The sequence below is a fragment of the Haloimpatiens massiliensis genome, from assembly GCF_900184255.1.
GTDB classification, from domain to species: domain Bacteria; phylum Bacillota; class Clostridia; order Clostridiales; family Clostridiaceae; genus Haloimpatiens; species Haloimpatiens massiliensis.
The window spans coordinates 91,186-107,056 of sequence record NZ_LT854638.1; the positions used below are offsets into that span (position 1 = coordinate 91,186).

15 protein-coding genes, 1 tRNA gene and 1 other RNA gene are annotated in these 15,871 nt (G+C 33.2%); 7 read left to right on the plus strand and 10 right to left on the minus strand.

The features are described 5' to 3' along the window. Window positions 1–104: 104 nt before the first annotated feature. From C1715_RS05260 to C1715_RS05280, 5 genes are read right to left on the minus strand one after another with little or no spacing between them, the layout of a single operon-like run. On the minus strand, window positions 105–914 hold the full coding sequence (locus C1715_RS05260) for an acyl-CoA dehydratase activase (RefSeq protein ID WP_035293338.1): 810 nt from the start codon (window positions 912–914) through the stop codon (window positions 105–107). A gap of 4 nt (window positions 915–918) precedes the next feature. Next, complete coding sequence (locus C1715_RS05265) at window positions 919–2,148, minus strand: 2-hydroxyacyl-CoA dehydratase subunit D (RefSeq protein ID WP_102399573.1); 1,230 nt, start codon at window positions 2,146–2,148, stop codon at window positions 919–921. Between the two features lie 11 nt (window positions 2,149–2,159). Further along, window positions 2,160–2,864 (minus strand): 4Fe-4S binding protein, encoded by a 705-nt coding sequence (locus C1715_RS05270; protein WP_035293340.1) that lies wholly within the window; start codon window positions 2,862–2,864, stop codon window positions 2,160–2,162. Further along, on the minus strand, window positions 2,861–3,178 hold the full coding sequence (locus tag C1715_RS05275; protein WP_035293341.1) for a hypothetical protein: 318 nt from the start codon (window positions 3,176–3,178) through the stop codon (window positions 2,861–2,863). The genes C1715_RS05270 and C1715_RS05275 overlap by 4 nt, the downstream gene beginning before the upstream one ends. A 25-nt stretch (window positions 3,179–3,203) precedes the next feature. Further along, entirely contained in the window at window positions 3,204–4,361 is a 1,158-nt protein-coding gene (locus C1715_RS05280; protein ID WP_035293342.1) for a 2-hydroxyacyl-CoA dehydratase, read from the minus strand. 108 nt (window positions 4,362–4,469) lie between these two features. On the opposite strand from C1715_RS05280, the gene C1715_RS05285 reads away from it, so the two are divergent. Next, complete coding sequence (locus tag C1715_RS05285; RefSeq protein ID WP_035293343.1) at window positions 4,470–5,159, plus strand: Crp/Fnr family transcriptional regulator; 690 nt, start codon at window positions 4,470–4,472, stop codon at window positions 5,157–5,159. A 99-nt stretch (window positions 5,160–5,258) separates the two neighbouring features. Here the strand turns inward: C1715_RS05285 and C1715_RS05290 are convergent, their stop codons facing one another. Both C1715_RS05290 and C1715_RS05295 read right to left on the minus strand, forming a co-directional pair. Continuing rightward, on the minus strand, window positions 5,259–6,023 hold the full coding sequence (locus C1715_RS05290) for an ABC transporter permease (RefSeq protein ID WP_035293344.1): 765 nt from the start codon (window positions 6,021–6,023) through the stop codon (window positions 5,259–5,261). Then, the gene (locus C1715_RS05295; RefSeq protein ID WP_035293345.1) at window positions 6,020–6,676 is read right to left on the minus strand and encodes an ABC transporter ATP-binding protein; all 657 of its coding nucleotides are present in this window, start codon (window positions 6,674–6,676) and stop codon (window positions 6,020–6,022) included. The genes C1715_RS05290 and C1715_RS05295 overlap by 4 nt, the downstream gene beginning before the upstream one ends. A 366-nt stretch (window positions 6,677–7,042) precedes the next feature. Between C1715_RS05295 and C1715_RS19305 the strand changes: the two genes are divergently transcribed. Both C1715_RS19305 and C1715_RS05300 read left to right on the plus strand, forming a co-directional pair. After that, window positions 7,043–7,186, plus strand: a complete 144-nt coding sequence (locus C1715_RS19305) for a hypothetical protein (protein WP_180964001.1) — start codon at window positions 7,043–7,045, stop codon at window positions 7,184–7,186. A 344-nt stretch (window positions 7,187–7,530) separates the two neighbouring features. Then, window positions 7,531–8,217, plus strand: a complete 687-nt coding sequence (locus tag C1715_RS05300) for a TIGR00266 family protein (RefSeq protein WP_035293346.1) — start codon at window positions 7,531–7,533, stop codon at window positions 8,215–8,217. Between the two features lie 233 nt (window positions 8,218–8,450). Here the strand turns inward: C1715_RS05300 and C1715_RS05305 are convergent, their stop codons facing one another. Continuing rightward, window positions 8,451–9,176: an ATP-binding protein gene (locus C1715_RS05305; protein ID WP_035293347.1), complete on the minus strand. Its 726-nt coding sequence runs from the start codon at window positions 9,174–9,176 to the stop codon at window positions 8,451–8,453. Window positions 9,177–9,485: 309 nt separating this feature from the next. On the opposite strand from C1715_RS05305, the gene C1715_RS05310 reads away from it, so the two are divergent. From C1715_RS05310 to ffs, 3 genes are all read left to right on the plus strand, one after another. Next, window positions 9,486–10,166: a Crp/Fnr family transcriptional regulator gene (locus C1715_RS05310; RefSeq protein WP_035293348.1), complete on the plus strand. Its 681-nt coding sequence runs from the start codon at window positions 9,486–9,488 to the stop codon at window positions 10,164–10,166. 231 nt (window positions 10,167–10,397) lie between these two features. Continuing rightward, a tRNA-Ser gene (locus C1715_RS05315) sits at window positions 10,398–10,487 on the plus strand. Between the two features lie 3 nt (window positions 10,488–10,490). Continuing rightward, window positions 10,491–10,753, plus strand: an RNA gene (gene ffs, locus C1715_RS05320) — signal recognition particle sRNA large type. Between the two features lie 271 nt (window positions 10,754–11,024). Here ffs and C1715_RS05325 read toward each other — a convergent pair. Beyond that, a complete protein-coding gene (locus tag C1715_RS05325; RefSeq protein ID WP_102399574.1) occupies window positions 11,025–13,463 on the minus strand; it encodes a heavy metal translocating P-type ATPase in 2,439 nt (812 codons plus the stop codon). A 174-nt stretch (window positions 13,464–13,637) separates the two neighbouring features. Continuing rightward, on the minus strand, window positions 13,638–13,901 hold the full coding sequence (locus C1715_RS05330; RefSeq protein ID WP_035293674.1) for a metal-sensing transcriptional repressor: 264 nt from the start codon (window positions 13,899–13,901) through the stop codon (window positions 13,638–13,640). A 229-nt stretch (window positions 13,902–14,130) separates the two neighbouring features. Between C1715_RS05330 and dnaX the strand changes: the two genes are divergently transcribed. After that, complete coding sequence (gene dnaX / locus C1715_RS05335; RefSeq protein WP_102399602.1) at window positions 14,131–15,774, plus strand: DNA polymerase III subunit gamma/tau; 1,644 nt, start codon at window positions 14,131–14,133, stop codon at window positions 15,772–15,774. Window positions 15,775–15,871 lie beyond the last annotated feature (97 nt).

Consider the following 15,871-nt stretch of genomic DNA (forward strand, 5'->3'; position numbering starts at 1 on the left):
GAGGGTTTCTTCAAATAGTTTAGGCATAGGGAAAGAACCGCTAAAGTGTCGTTTTTTCTTTGGCAGGTGAGTTTTACCGCAATCACTGATTGACATCGAAAACACTAATCATTTAGGGTTTTATTTTTTTCATAATTTTGCTTTCCGATCAAAGCGGCACCTATAGCTCCATTAAATTGAGGATAATTTGCTTCATGGATATCACACAATAATTCATCCTCCAAAGCTAAACGCAGGGCTTCATTTTTAGCACCGCCCCCGGTCATCAAAATATCTCCGTTGGATTTATATTTTCTGGCAAGTTTAGCTATACGGTTTGCCATGGAGCGATGCATTCCTGCCAAAATGTCGTTACGACTTTTTTTCTGTGCTAAAAGAGAAATGACTTCTGTTTGTGCAAAAACTGCACAGGTACTATTGATTTGACAGGGGTTTTCACTTTTTTTAGCTAGAGAAGCAATTTGATCAATTGAGGTTTCCAACAAATCAGCAACCACTTCTAAAAATTTTCCGGTACCGGCAGCACATTTATCATTCATTGTAAAATTGATAATTTGTCCGTCAGCATTAAGGCTTATAATTTTGCTGTCCTGCCCCCCAATATCGATTAAAAGACGAGGACATATTCCAGAAGGGGATGTTAGTTTCACCCCCTTGGCATGGGCGGTTATTTCAGAAATTGTACTATCGGCGACTTCAATATTTCGTCGGCTGTAGCCAGTAGCAGTAATTGCTTTAATTTGATTTTGATTAATACCGGCTTCTGTATAGATGTTATTCATGAGTGTTTCAGCGGTTTTTTCACAGTCTATCCCAGTGGGCAGTACGGCTGTGGAGATTATTTCTTCGTCCTTTATCAGTGCCGCCTTTAAGTAAGTTGATCCTGCATCCATTCCCAAAAAATAGTAATTCATTCTATTACCTCCTTTGTTCAAGCATTTCTATAAATGCTTCCAATCTTATTTTGACCTGCTCCAAATCCTCTATAGAAAAATCTGTTTCTATCCTTAAAACTGGTATATTATACTTTTGTGCTAGTTTTTCAACTTTTGACAATTCAAAATCATAAGGTGTGCACCCGCGAAGAACATGGTAGATAATTCCCTCTGCCTTAGTTTGTTTCACTCGTTCCCCTAATTTCAACATAGCATCGTCCATTTGCTCAAAGACAGGACAAGTGCATGCTGAAATATACCGTGCTGCTAACGCTCTTAAAATACCATCTGTGCTGTAATTATCCGGCACAACTGGATCATAAAGCATTCTTCCCGACATACAGGTTTCATCACCTACAATATGAGCTCCAAGTTTTTCAAGCAAAAACGGTATTTTAAAGTTAGGAAACATAATCGGTGAGCCGGCTAAAAAAACTCTGACCTTTTTACGCTTTGCTATGGGTATTGATTCTTTTTTACGAATCAGTATCTGGTTCAGTTTTTTGAGTTGCATCGTCCATTCTTCAATGTTGGCATAATTGTAACTGTTAACAATCGCAAAAAATTGACTACCTTTTAGCAGAGGATGATCAGCGGCAAGCAATTGAGTCAGTAGATAAACCTCATCTTGTGCTTCCCGAATCATTTTATAAGCTTTTATTAACTTTTTATTGGACAGTTTTCTGCCTGTAAGACTGGACAAGGATTTGGTGAGAGCAATTAGATTTTTATAATCATCATCAAACCCTTTCACAGATTTATTTGTAGAAATCGGCAGAGGAATAACTGGCAATTTTTTTGCCAAAATATCAGCACTCTTTTTTTTCCCGTCACAGGTGAGTGGCAAAATCACAGCTTTACATTGCTTGTAGATAGGCAGAATATTCATAAATTGAAATCCTACTGATGCCTTTATAACTGGACAGGCATCTCTTGGTACCAATTCATCTCCAAGCATTGCTGCTACATTGTGTCCGGAGCATAATCGCATGGGTGTATAGCCAAAGGCATATATCAATTCATCCGGCACCATTACGCAATAGCTTCCTATATAGGTGTTTGGATTTTCAGAGAAGTCTGTAAAAGTGTTTTTAAGTATATTTGTAAAATAAGTCATCTCCTGCAAGTCGTTCGCATTATCCAGTTGATTCAATGTACCACTGGAAATACGCACTACGTTTCGCTTAAATCTTTCTAATGCTTTTTCATTCATATTGGCACCTCCTATTTAATCTTTCTCTTTGATGATAAGAGCTTTTTACCGGCTACGGTATAGGAAAGCACATCCGGTTCAGGACAGGCTTCAATACATTTCATGCAGTAGATACAATCGGCATGAACAAAATTTGTTTTGCTTCTGTCATCAAAAATTTCCTTAATATCCATAGGACAATTCTCGTAACAAGCTCGACAATGGGTGCATGCTGATCCTTTCTTTTTAATTTTACCCATGCTGATTTTATTTGCGAACCCTCTTAAGGTACCCAGCGGGCAGATTTTACAAAAAAAGCGTTCATTGAAAAAGCAAAATCCTGTGATAATTCCCATAAGAACAATATCCCATATTTTGAGGTTTGGGCTGGCTATCGCAAGGTCAGGTCGAAGATAAATAATAGGCCTGACTCCCAATACAACGGCATTGGCAATAAATCCTGCCAGTACTAGGTATTTTATCGGTTTTAAAATACCTTTTGTTTTTGGAGAAAGGTGTATGGACGGCAAACGAAATCTCTTTCTGATACGGGATAAAAGTTCTTGATAAAAACCTAACGGGCAGATATAGCCGCACCATAAACGCCCGAACAGCAAGGTGAAAGCAAGGCTTACCAAGAGAAGAACTATGCTAAATCCCTTAATCCAAAATATGAAAAAGAGGGCGGCAATCAGCAAGCATAGGAAGCGAGATAAGGTAATTTTGTTATTTTTCATTTTTTTACCTCCTGTCCTAATATAGGCAGTTCTCGGATTACTTTTCTTTTTCTTTGGTATGAAATATAGACAGTAAAAGCGGTCAGCGCGGCAATTGCTATAACGCTTAGCATTGAAAAAAGCGAATACCCTGTCTTTGCTCGCAGGGACATAACATTTTTGTTTCTAAACCCCTGCTTTAATTTAAAAACAATCAAAGACAATAGGGCAATTACTACAGCAGCAGTCCGCAAGCGCTTTATTGCATTGGGCGGTAGATGCTTCTTTGCGTAAATATTTAAGCGTAAATTAGCTTGTTTTAATTGATGATACATATAAACACTCCCTTTCTATTTCGTGCTACTTTGCAGATGGCTGCCTAAGCAGTTCCGCAAAAGCCTCAAGTCTTATTCTTATTTGTTCGGTGTCGGTATCCGTGTAATCTGTTTCTATTAAAACAAAGGGAATACCATTATCAATACATATTTTTTCTACTTGTTCCGCTTCATAAGCATAGAATAACTGCCCTTTTAATAAATGATAAATAACCCCGTTACTATGTTTTATTTCTGCTGCGCTAACAGAAAAGGTATGGCTAATATCCTGTTTAACCGCTTGATAATGGATTTCATGTAATTGGTTGTACAATAAATTTACAGGCAAACCTTTTGAATTTAATAAAGTATCATAATTACAGGGCTTTGGAATAGCACAATGGTTTTGATATTTTTTAAGGCTCAAACTTTGAAGAATAGAAAGCAGCTTCGTATTTGGAAACAAAATTGGTGAGCCAGTAAGAAGCAACAATGAGCTTTTAAGATTTTTAGGATACCTTTCTGCCAGATGCTCAACCTCTATACTCCATTTCTCCAAATCAGACACCATATAATAAGTCTGACGAATGAAGGATGTAATAAATGTAGGGCAGCTTGATTCCTCCAGTTTTACTAACGCATGGTATGCATAGGTTATTGCTTCGGCATATTGCAGCAATTCTTTTGCAGGAACAGCTTTTTGAACAGCCTGTTGCAATGTGTACCATACTTCGTTCTGTTCATCAATAAATTGATCAGAAATTTCTTTTGAAAGAAATATGTTTTGCTCTGTAGAAAGGACGTTAAACTTGGCCTCCGACAGAAACGGCAAAGCTTTACGGGCGGTAATATTGTGCACAGGCATCACCACCGTTAACTGCTGTTCCTGAGGGTTATATTCCGAAACTAGTAAGCTAAATGCTGATTTAATAATAGGATCGGAAATTTGAGGAAATACTTCCTGCACAGCAGAATTACCCTGATATACCCCCCCAAAAATGTAATGTGTGTTTATGTTTAAGGCACGTATATAAATATCTGGTATACCCGTATCTATAACAACAATATTAGGAATATCTGAATTGATTTTTTTATTCCAATACTCTTTCCATACATTCAAAAAATAAGACATAGACATATCAGAAAATTCTTTACTTAGTATAGAATTTACTGATTCAATTTGCTTATGTTGTATGTCGTTCATTCTAATAATCCCCCTTCTTATATCTCGTGTATTTGCTTTATCTTATTTTTTATATTATAATAAAGCTCAGAAAAAAAGAGTAACCACGGTTACTTTTTGGAGGGAAAAATGATAAAATTTGAGCATATCATAAAATTGTTGATTACTACGCAGCTTTTTAATGGATTAACTTACGAGGAATTAAGTGAAATATTCAAAAAATATCCTGCTAATGTAACTGCATATTCTTCTAATGCCGTCGTTTACTTTCAGGGAGAATGCTGTACAGGTGTTGACATTGTCTTAAATGGACAGATTCAAATTCAAAAAATTGACACAAATGGGGATATGTCTGTTATATGCAATTTTACAGTTGGGGATTCTGTCGGAGAAAATTTATTATTTTCACGTAATAATACTTATCCATTGACGATTATCACGAAATACGATACTGAAATTCTACATTTAAGCAAGCAGCTGATTCTATATTTATGCCATAATGATAGGTTTTTGCAAAATTTCCTTGAATCACTTTCCGATAAAACATTAATTCTTAGTGGTAAGATCAAGACGCTGTCAACAAAGTCCATTAGGAGATGCATTATTGAATTTTTGCTATATGAGTATAGAATTCAAAAAAGTACAACTATTTTTTTGAACCTATCTAAAAAAGAGTTGTCTGAAAAATTTGGAATCCAGCGTCCATCACTGTCACGTGAGCTAAATAAAATGCGGTCAAAAGGGTTAATTGAATATAACGCAAAAAGCATTACAATAACAGATGTTGAGGAATTAAAGCGTATTTATTCAGAGTCATAGACTTACGCGGAACAGGTCGGGGTAACTCCAAGATACATATTAAATTTTGTTTTGGATTTATAAATAAATGTATTTCCTGTTTGGCTTTATTTGATAATATTAGAGTATTAACTGCTTTCTTTCATTGAAGAATTTGGAGTAAGCTAAATAACATGCTACAAAAGAAGAAATAGCTGTGGTGGAAAGCATCATAAATGTAACCATAAGCTGAAATTTAATAGCCTCAATAGGAGGAGTGCCGGCTAATATAAGTCCTGTCATCATGCCTGGCAAAGCTACTATACCTAAGGTTTTAGTTGAATCTATTGTTGGTATCATTCCTGTTTTAATAGAAGATCTAATTATATCCTTTGAAGAGGTTAATATGTCAGCGCCCAATGCTAATTTTGTTTCTACTTCCTCTCTTCTGTTTTTAAATCCGGAGGTTAGCTCTTTAAAACATAATCCCAAGCATATCATGGCATTACTTATTATCATTCCACCTACAGGTATGATTTGATAAGGTTGATATTTAATAGCTCCGGCCATTAAAAGTACTGCAAGGGTAAATAAAGAGCCTACAGATATAGATATAAATGATATAGACATTGCACTTTTTATTCCTTTACCTCTTTTAGCTGCATTGTAGGAGGCGTTAAATACCATGAATAAGAGAAGTAAAGTAGTGAAAATAGGATTTTTAAGACCAAATATAATTTTAAGCAAATAACCTACTATTGTCAGCTGTATAATGGCTCTAATTACGCCTATAATTGTTTCCTTTTCTAGATTAAGTTTTTGAGAATAAGATAAAAAAAGCGATACTAATATTAATGAAGATGCTATAAGTAACGAGGAGATATTTAAGTTTGCTATAGAATTCATTTTATCACCTCCAAGGATTTAATTTGCCCACCTTCTATAGTCAATACTTTGTTGGCAAATTTTCTACTTTGTTCTAAGTTGTGAGTTACCCAAAGTATGGTGGTGCCCCCTTCATTTATTTTCTTTATTGCCTTTTCTACAATAAGAGTATTATCTGCATCTAGTGCTGAGGTAACTTCATCTAAAAGAAGTACATCAGGAGTAAATAGCAGGGTTCTTATTAAAGATATACGTTGTTTTTCTCCTCCAGAAAGTTTCTCTACTTGTCTGTTAAAAATATTTTTATCTAAGTTAAATAGTAGCAATAAATATTCAATTCTTTCGAAGTCGACATCTAAATCCCTTATGTTATATGGAAATGCTAAGTTTTCTTTCACATCTTTCCCAAAAAGATAAGGTGTTTGAAAGCAGTAGCATATATTTTGTCGTAATTTCATGGGATTGTACTCTAATAAGTCTTTTCCTTTGTATAGAATAGTGCCACTAGAGGGACTTATCAGATGGCTACTAAGTTTTAATAATGTACTTTTGCCACCGCCAGAAGGCCCAACTATTGATATAAAATCATCTTTTCCCACATTAAAAGATATATTTTTTAATATTAATTTTTCATCAGAATTATAATAGACATTTTTAAATTGTAAAAGGTTCATTTTTATCTCCTCAGCATACATTTTTAAATTTATTATTAAAGCATAGATATATTAATAATCATACAGAAAATCGTTATTTTAATTATAGTATTATATAAACGTTGTTACAAACTATTTGGCGTTAAAATAATGTTAAATAAAATATTGAGATTTTTAAAAATGCGTAAAAGGTTTTATTAATAAATACTGAGTTGTGAATTATGATTTACATATGAATAAAATTATCATATATGAGAAAAATAACATTGGTATTATTTTATAGAAAAATGCTCCAAAAACTCCATTGTTCATCTCGGATGATGAAAGGGCATTAATTTAAGGATAAAAATACACTGTTTAAGAAAAAAATTTAAAGGAGTGGACAATATGAAAGATACACATACACCTACTATGGAAAGAGCAAGGCAAATGCTTATAGACGGAGAGGATGTGGATGAAATAATGAAAGAAACGAGGCTTAGATTAAAAGATATAAGGAAATTAGAGAGAGAAATATCTAAGAATTTTTAAAATAAAACCGCCAAGGGATGTAATTTTCATGGCGGTTTTATTGTCACAGAGTATGGGAAAGATGGATATATTATAGTGTTAATAAGTAAACAAATGTTATATAATAGTATAAAAGCGTAAGGTACATGAAAATAAATAACAAGTCAAAGATGCTGGTATATTTTGTGTCAGACAAGGAAGCAGGTTCCGCCGCTAGTAGGACTATACGTGGGTTCTGCTGACGCAGTATGACGCAAAATAGACTAGCATACTGACTTATTATTTATTTGAATGTGCATAAGGTTAGATTCTTTAGAAATACCATTGGAGGGAGGTAGCGAGATTAAAAAATTTCGCAAATAATTATGAGATATGAAATAAAAGGTAGTAATTTGCCAGTAGTTATATGTGAACTTAATCCCGGTGAAAAAGTAGTTTCGGAGTCTGGGGCCATGGGGTGGATGAGTGACAATATAGATATGGATACAAATATGAAGGGTGGACTTTTTGGAGGAATAGGGAGAGCTTTTTCTGGCGAGTCTATATTCTTAAATACATTTACATGTACTAGCGGTCTTGGTAAAATAGCGTTTCCATCTTCATTTCCTGGAAAAATAGTAGCAAAGCACTTGCAAGCAGGAGAAAGTTTAATATGTCAAAAATCTGCATTTTTAGCAGGGGAGAGCACAGTAACACTAGCTACTCATTTTAGAAAAAAATTATCTTCAGGTTTGTTTGGAGGAGAAGGTTTTATACTTCAGAAAGTAACAGGACCTGGAATAGTATTTTTAGAATTTGATGGACATGTAGAGGAGTATTCCCTAGTACAAGGGGAAACATTGAAAGTAGATACAGGTAATATTGCTATGTTTGAACCTTCTGTACATTTTGACGTAACTATGGTAAAGGGATTCAAAAACATGTTTTTTGGAGGAGAAGGATTATTCCTTTCTACTTTAACAGGACCAGGAAAGGTATATCTTCAAACTATGCCTATAAATAATTTGGCAGGTCAATTATCTTCATATTTTGCTACAGGACATAGAGAATAAAAAAATAATGATCAATGTTCAATGATTAATTATCAATAAAGGTTGAAATCCCACTGGAATTTTCTTAATTGATTACTGATCATTTATACATTGATCATTGTTTAAACTGTCCCACATTATTTCCAAACAACCACAACTTATTAAAAAGCTGGTGACTGGAAATTATGGCTTAGGGGTTAATCGAATACTAGTGACTAATCCAGTATTGGGAATTAGGGATTGGTGAATAGGAATTAAATTATTCTTCCGTCAGTTCCTATAATAACTTCTCTATATGGAACTATAACTTTAGACTCTAGCATTGCAGATTTAACGGAACTTACAATGCCGCTGCAGCAAGGTACTTCCATTCTAACAACAGTAATACTTTTTATATTGTTGTTTGATAATATCTCTGATAATTTTTCTTTATAGTATTGATTGTCGTCTAGCTTTGGACATCCTATTACAGTTATATGGTCTTTTATGAAATCTCTGTGGAAGTTTCCATAAGCATAAGCAGTACAATCAGCAGCTATTAAAAGATTTGCACCTTCTAGATAAGGAGCCTTAGTATTTATTAATCTTAATTGAACTGGCCATTGAGTTAATTGAGATACTGGTGTTTCTTCAGCAGAGGTATTTTTAATTATGGAATTTAACTTTACAGAGTTAGTAGCTGATCTTTTTATACTTTTAGCTGCGGTACCTGGACATCCACAAGGTAATGGTTCCTTATGAGATTCTTTTTGTCTGGCTTTTACGGCTTTTTCATCATAAGCTTCGGATTCTCTTTCTACTATTTCTATAGCCCCGGTTGGGCAATGTGGAAGGCAATCGCCAAGGCCATCACAATATATATCACTTACAAGCTTTGCTTTACCATTTACTAATTCTATAGCTTTTTCATGGCATGCAGTTACGCATAAACCACAACCATTACATTTTTTTTCATCTATATTAACAATTTTTCTCTTCAATACTGTTTCCTCCTTATAATAACTCTTTTGTTTCTCTAATGTTAGTATATTAAAATTTAATAATAAAATCTGTAACATCCGTTACTAATTGAACTTTCATAGTTATAAGCAAAAGGTATGAGTGATGATCAATGTACAAATGATCAATGCACAATTAAGAAAAAAACTCCCTTGGGAGCTAGTTAGAGTTGAGAATTGAGAGGCGTAAGTGATTGAAAAAATTTCATGGAAATTTTAACCTTCATTGATAATTGAACATTAAAATTTTATGGGCAGAAGTTAAGGTACTAAATAAAAGAGGTGAAACATTTGGATAAACATTTGGGTACATTAAAGTCATGTTACTTATTTAGGGACATAAATGAAGATAAAATAAGCAAAGTACTTCATGATGTAGAATGTAAAGTTAATGGTTACTCTAAAGGAGAAGTAATAGCTACAGAAGGGGAACTGTGCTCTAAGATAGGTATAGTTATAGAAGGTGCTGTAGAGGCACAAAAGATATATGCCTCTGGAAAAATAGTAACAATAGATAGACTTAACATAGGAAATACTTTTGGGGAGGCTATTATTTTTTCAAATACCAATAAGTATCCTGCAACTATAATGTCATCAAATAGTTCGAAGGTATTATTTATAAGTAAAGAAGATATAATAAGATTATGCTCTATGGAAGAAAAAATATTAAATAATTTTATGAGCATTTTATCTAATAAAATATTAATGTTGAATAGAAAGATTAAAAATATGTCTTATAAGACTTTAAGACAAAAAATAGCTGGGGTTATATTTGATGAGTATAAAAAGCAAGGAAGTAATATTATTAATTTGCCTTATTCTAGAAAAGAAACTGCGGAGCATTTGGGAATTCCAAGACCATCCCTTTCTAGAGAGCTTATAAAAATGAAAGAAGAAGGAATACTAGATTTCTATAAAAACTCTATAAAAATACTTAATATAGCCTTATTAGAAGATATATTCTTAGAATAACTTTTATGCCTTAGATAATACTGTATTGTTCACATCTTTTAATAAAGTAAGATATATTATAAATGTATTCATGTATAATAAGTTTCAAACTTTTTATGCATTAAAAGAACCACATATCAAGGTTAAAAATGCTTATGTAAAAATATACCATAATATATACACTTGAAAAGGCATATGAATTATAGTATAATCATTAATGTTACAATTGAATATAAATAAATTTATAAGCATGGAGAGATGTCCGAGTGGTTTAAGGAGCACGCCTGGAAAGCGTGTATAGGGGAAACTCTATCGGGGGTTCGAATCCCCCTTTCTCCGCCATAGTCGTGCTAGACGGGGAGTTAGCGGTGCCCTGTACCTGCAATCCGCTACAGCAGGGTCGAATGCTTGCCGAGGCTTTATTTTGTGAGGCCTGGCCTATATAAGTGGCGTTGAGAGCTGGGTCCCACGCAACGAGAACTTATGAACCCCGTCAGATCCGGAAGGAAGCAGCGGTAAGTAAGACCTCTCGTGTGCCGTGGAACAACCTGGCTTGAGTTAACTGTATAGGTAACGCTCATAAAATACTGTCGAAGCAAGCTGCACGACTTTCTAATTTTTTGATAAAATATGAGATAAAATATAAATTGGAGAAATTCTCTGAGAATTTCAACCTTTATTTTACATTGTAAATTTTAAATTAAAACTTTTATTCATTTAATATAGAGTTTTGATAGAGCTTGAATTTTATGTGCGAAAGCTAAGTTAATAATAAATTAAGATTAAAAGGCTATACAAAACAGGAATTTCTATTTTGTATAGCCTTTATAAATTTTACTAACATGAATATGGAGCCTAAGTTCACGGTCATATTGGATGTTATTTAAAGTTTTTAAGTCTTAATGCATTTAATAGAACTGACACAGAGCTAAAACTCATAGCTGCAGCGGCTATCATAGGATTTAATTGTGGTCCACCAAACAATGTTAATAAGCCAGCTGCTACAGGAATGCCCAGAGTATTATATCCAAAGGCCCAAAAAAGATTTTCTTTTATGTTTTTAATGGTGGATTTACTTAGTCTAATAGCAGTGACTACATCCATTATGTCATCTTTCATAAGTACTATATCTGCAGACTCTATGGCTACATCGGTACCGGAGCCTATAGCTATACCTACATCAGATTGAGCAAGGGCTGGAGCATCATTTATTCCATCGCCTACCATAGCTACTTTTTTACCTTCCTTTTGAATATCTTGCACTTGCTGTGCTTTACCTTCAGGTAAAACTTCAGCTAAAACTCTATTTATTCCTAACTGTTTTCCTATGGCGTTAGCTGTTTTTTTATTATCGCCTGTTATCATTACCACTTCTATGCCCATATCTTGAAGCTTTTTCACTGCATATTTGCTGTTTTCTTTAATGACATCTGCTACAGCTATAATTCCTTTAGCTTTTCCATCTATAGAAAGTATCATAGGGGTTTTGCCTTCTGTTGCTAAAGTGTCTAATTTATTTTTTAAAGTTTCAATATTTATATTATTATCATTCATTAATTTTTCGTTACCTAAAAGTATGGATTTGCTATTTATAGTAGCTTTTAATCCGTGACCAGGTATAGCTGAGAAGTTATTTGCATCCATAAGAGGTATGTTTTTTTCTATGGTAGCATTTACTATAGCTTCACCTAAGGGATGTTCTGAATTTTTTTCGCAAGATGCCGCATATAGAAGTAAATCTTCATTTTTTATATCCACTGAATAAATATCTGTAACTTTAGGTTTTCCTTCTGTTATAGTACCTGTTTTATCGAAGACAATGGTATTTATTTTATGAGCAGTCTCTAAGGATTCACCAGATTTTATAAGAATTCCAAGTTCTGCTCCTTTTCCTGAAGCCACCATTATGGCAGTAGGGGTAGCTAGGCCTAGGGCGCAAGGACAAGCAATTACTAGAACTGCTATAAATATAGTTAGGGAAAATATTAAGTCTTTACCAGATATAAACCAAACCACACCGGATATTAAAGCTATAGCCATAACTATAGGTACAAAGTACCCTGATATTATATCGGCCATTCTTGCAATGGGTGCTTTAGAACCTTGAGCAGTTTCTACGAATTTAATTATTTGTGCAAGAGCAGTATCTTTACCTACCTTGGAAGCTTTGAATTTTATAGTCCCATTTTTATTTATACTTGCAGCAAAGACTTTATGACCTTTGTTCTTTTCTACCGGTATACTTTCCCCCGTAAGCATAGATTCATCTATAGAAGTAAATCCATCAACCACTTCACCATCCACAGGTATCTTTTCTCCAGGTTTTACTAAGATTATATCCCCTACTTCTACTTCGTCTACAGATATCTCCAATTCTTTTCCATCTTGTATTATAATAGCCTTTTTAGGAGCAAGGCCTATTAATTTTTTAATGGCTTCGGAAGTTTTCCCTTTAGATTTGGCTTCAAAGTATTTACCTAAGGTTATTAAAGTGATTATAGTAGCTGCAGATTCAAAATAAAGATCCATTGCGTATTCCATGTGGCCTATATTGATTTGATACATGGCAAAGAATCCATAAACTATAGCAGCAGAAGTTCCTATAGCAATTAAAGAGTCCATATTTGGACTACCTCTGAATAAAGATTTAAAGCCCACAATGTAGAATTTTTTGCCTCTTATTACTACAGGAATTACAAGAAGTAGTTGTATGAGGGCGAAGTTCATAGGATTATGCATAGGGTCTATAATGTGAGGTAAGGGCATTCCTAGCATGTGCCCCATGCTTATTACAAGTAAAGGTACTGTGAATATAATTGAAATTATAAAATTGTTTTTTAATCTTAAAATTTCTTTTTCTTTTCTCTCTTTATCCTTATCTACTGATGCATCCTTTTCCTCTATAGGGGAATAACCAGCTTTTATTATAGTTTGTTTTATGGTAGATAACCTTACTTTTTTGGGATTATACTGCAAATTCAATTTTTCTGTAGCTAAATTAACTTCCGCAAGAGACACACCATCTATTTTATTCACAGCTCTTTCTACAGCTTTAGCACAGCTGGCACAGGTCATGCCAGATATCCCTATAATTATTTTTTTATCTGTAATTTCTTCTTCTGCTCCATAACCAGCTTTTTCTACGGCAGAAATTATATCTTCTTTAGATAATTTATTTTCATCAAAGTCCACATAGAGTTTTTCAGAAGCTAGGTTTACAGAAGCCTCATTAATGCCTTCTAATTTTCCTACTTTTCGCTCTACAGCCCTAGAACAAGCAGCACAGGACATACCTGTAATTTTAAAAACTTTATTCAATTGGTATCCCTTCCTTTCTATAATTCCATCGCATATTTTCCTACGCCATTTAAATAAATTTTCGCATATCCATAAAGCTATGCATTCTTATTGATAATAGTATTGGAAAACTATTTGTCTAATATATTAAGTATTTGCAATAATGGTTTTAAAAATAAATCGCTTGAAAATAAATCATTTAGTAATTTTTTCTAACACCTTAATTATTTCATCAACCTTTTCTTCACCACTATTATTTAAGAATGCATCTTTAACACAATGGTTTAAGTGTTGTTTTAATATTAAATTGTTTGATTTCTTAAGAAGAGAAGATGCTGCTACTAGTTGATTAGATATATCTATGCAGTATCGTCCCTCCTCTATCATTTTTATAATGCCATCTATCTGACCTCTAGCGGTTTTTAAGAGCTGCATTGCCTGTTTTCTTTCTATATTCATTTTTATATTATCCATAAAAATTCTCCTTTCAGACCCCCTATATGGGGAGGGGGTATATTTGTATTTTACACCTTTAGAATTAACTAGTCAACTAAAGTATAAGAAGTTATTGCTTTATTCATACTGAAAGAATTACTTAAAATAAATTTTACTAGAGACTATTGTTTTAGTATAATAAAATACATATAAGTAAAAACTTATTAGTAAATTTAGAAGAAGGTGAATGGGATTGGCTTATACTGCATTGTACAGAGAGTGGAGGCCTAGAACTTTTGAAGAAGTGGTAGGACAACATCATGTTACTATTACATTAAGAAATCAAATTAAAAATAATAGGATAGCACATGCATATCTTTTATGTGGTACAAGAGGAACAGGTAAAACTTCTACTGCTAAAATAATGGCAAAGGCAGTGAATTGTTTAAATCCTGTGGATGGGGAACCTTGTAATCAGTGTGATATGTGCAATAAAATAAATGCTGGTATAGCTATAGATGTGACAGAATTAGATGCGGCTTCACATAATGGGGTAGATAAAATAAGGGATATAATTGATGATGTTCAGTATCCCCCTCAAGAGGCTAAATATAAGGTTTATATAATAGATGAAGTTCACATGCTTTCTATGGGAGCGGTAAATGCATTTTTAAAGACATTAGAGGAACCACCTAGTAATGTAATATTTATACTGGCAACTACAGATCCTCAAAAACTTCCGATTACCATATTGTCTAGGTGTCAAAGATATGATTTTAGGAGAATAAAAAGTGAAGATATATTTACAAGATTAAAAAAAATAGTAGATGAACAAGGTGTATTTGCAGAAGACAAAAGTCTTTCATTGGTGTCTAGAATATCAGATGGAGCTATGAGAGATGCATTGAGCATATTAGATCAAGCCATATCCATGGGGGATGGTAAGGTAGAGTATGAAAGTTTAATCAATATGCTAGGACTTGTTACTAATGATAATTTATTTAAATTGGTAGATGAAATAATAGATAAAAAAGTAGAAGAATGTATAAGGATTATAGATGATATAGTATTTAGTGGTAAAGAAATACATATGTTTACGAGAGATTTAATAAAGCATATGAGAAATTTAATAATGGTTAAGGTAACGGAAAATCCAGAAGAGGTATTGGATATGTCTAGTGAAAATATCCAAATGCTTAGAGTACAATCGGAAAAGCTTAGAACAGAAGAAATTATGAGGTATATAAGAATTCTTCAAGAGGCAGAAGAACAGACTAAATGGAGTAAGCAGAGCAGAATTTATTTAGAAATGGCAGTAATAAAGATGTGCAAAATGCAATATGATACTTCTAAAGAGATATTGTTAGCACGAATAAATAAGCTTGAGAATATTATAAATCATGGAAATATAAAAGTAGTAGAAGAAAGTTCTAATGATAATGTAGACGATAAAGTAAAAAGAATAGAGGAAAAAGTAAAAGGAAGAGTAAAAAAGGAAGATAGAAGTGTAAATGAACCTAGAAGTATATATGTGGAAGAAATAAATAAAGATTCCTCTTTAACTTTAGAAACAGTAAAAAAATCATGGAAAGATATATTAGAAGTATTTAAAGCTAAGAGAAAAATGGTGGTTTATGCCTCTCTAATGACAGGAAGAGTTATTGGTTGCAGTGGTGGAATAATACAGATAAAATATGATAAGGAATTTGCTTTTAATAAAAAAAGATTAGAAAAGGATGATAACAGGAAAATAGTAGATGAGATCTTTTCAGATGTACTTGGGGAAAAAGTCAAAGTTATATATGTAGTAGATGAACAAGTTAAAATTAAGAAAACTCCAGAAGAAATATTAACTGAAAATTTTCCCAAAGAAATGATAGAGATAATAGATGAGTAATCTTCGAATATGGTTATTGTTTAAAAATTTTGATATAATAAATGAAAATATTAAAAGAAAATATTAAAAGGAAGGCAGGTGAAGTGCCTGATTTGTG

Coding starts and splice junctions, on each gene's coding strand:
- C1715_RS05260 (WP_035293338.1), bottom strand. CDS start 914: ATGAATTACTATTTTTTGGGAATGGATGCAGGATCAACTTACTTAAAG.
- C1715_RS05265 (WP_102399573.1), bottom strand. CDS start 2,148: ATGAATGAAAAAGCATTAGAAAGATTTAAGCGAAACGTAGTGCGTATT.
- C1715_RS05270 (WP_035293340.1), bottom strand. CDS start 2,864: ATGAAAAATAACAAAATTACCTTATCTCGCTTCCTATGCTTGCTGATT.
- C1715_RS05275 (WP_035293341.1), bottom strand. CDS start 3,178: ATGTATCATCAATTAAAACAAGCTAATTTACGCTTAAATATTTACGCA.
- C1715_RS05280 (WP_035293342.1), bottom strand. CDS start 4,361: ATGAACGACATACAACATAAGCAAATTGAATCAGTAAATTCTATACTA.
- C1715_RS05285 (WP_035293343.1), top strand. CDS start 4,470: ATGATAAAATTTGAGCATATCATAAAATTGTTGATTACTACGCAGCTT.
- C1715_RS05290 (WP_035293344.1), bottom strand. CDS start 6,023: ATGAATTCTATAGCAAACTTAAATATCTCCTCGTTACTTATAGCATCT.
- C1715_RS05295 (WP_035293345.1), bottom strand. CDS start 6,676: ATGAACCTTTTACAATTTAAAAATGTCTATTATAATTCTGATGAAAAA.
- C1715_RS19305 (WP_180964001.1), top strand. CDS start 7,043: ATGAAAGATACACATACACCTACTATGGAAAGAGCAAGGCAAATGCTT.
- C1715_RS05300 (WP_035293346.1), top strand. CDS start 7,531: ATGAGATATGAAATAAAAGGTAGTAATTTGCCAGTAGTTATATGTGAA.
- C1715_RS05330 (WP_035293674.1), bottom strand. CDS start 13,901: ATGAATATAGAAAGAAAACAGGCAATGCAGCTCTTAAAAACCGCTAGA.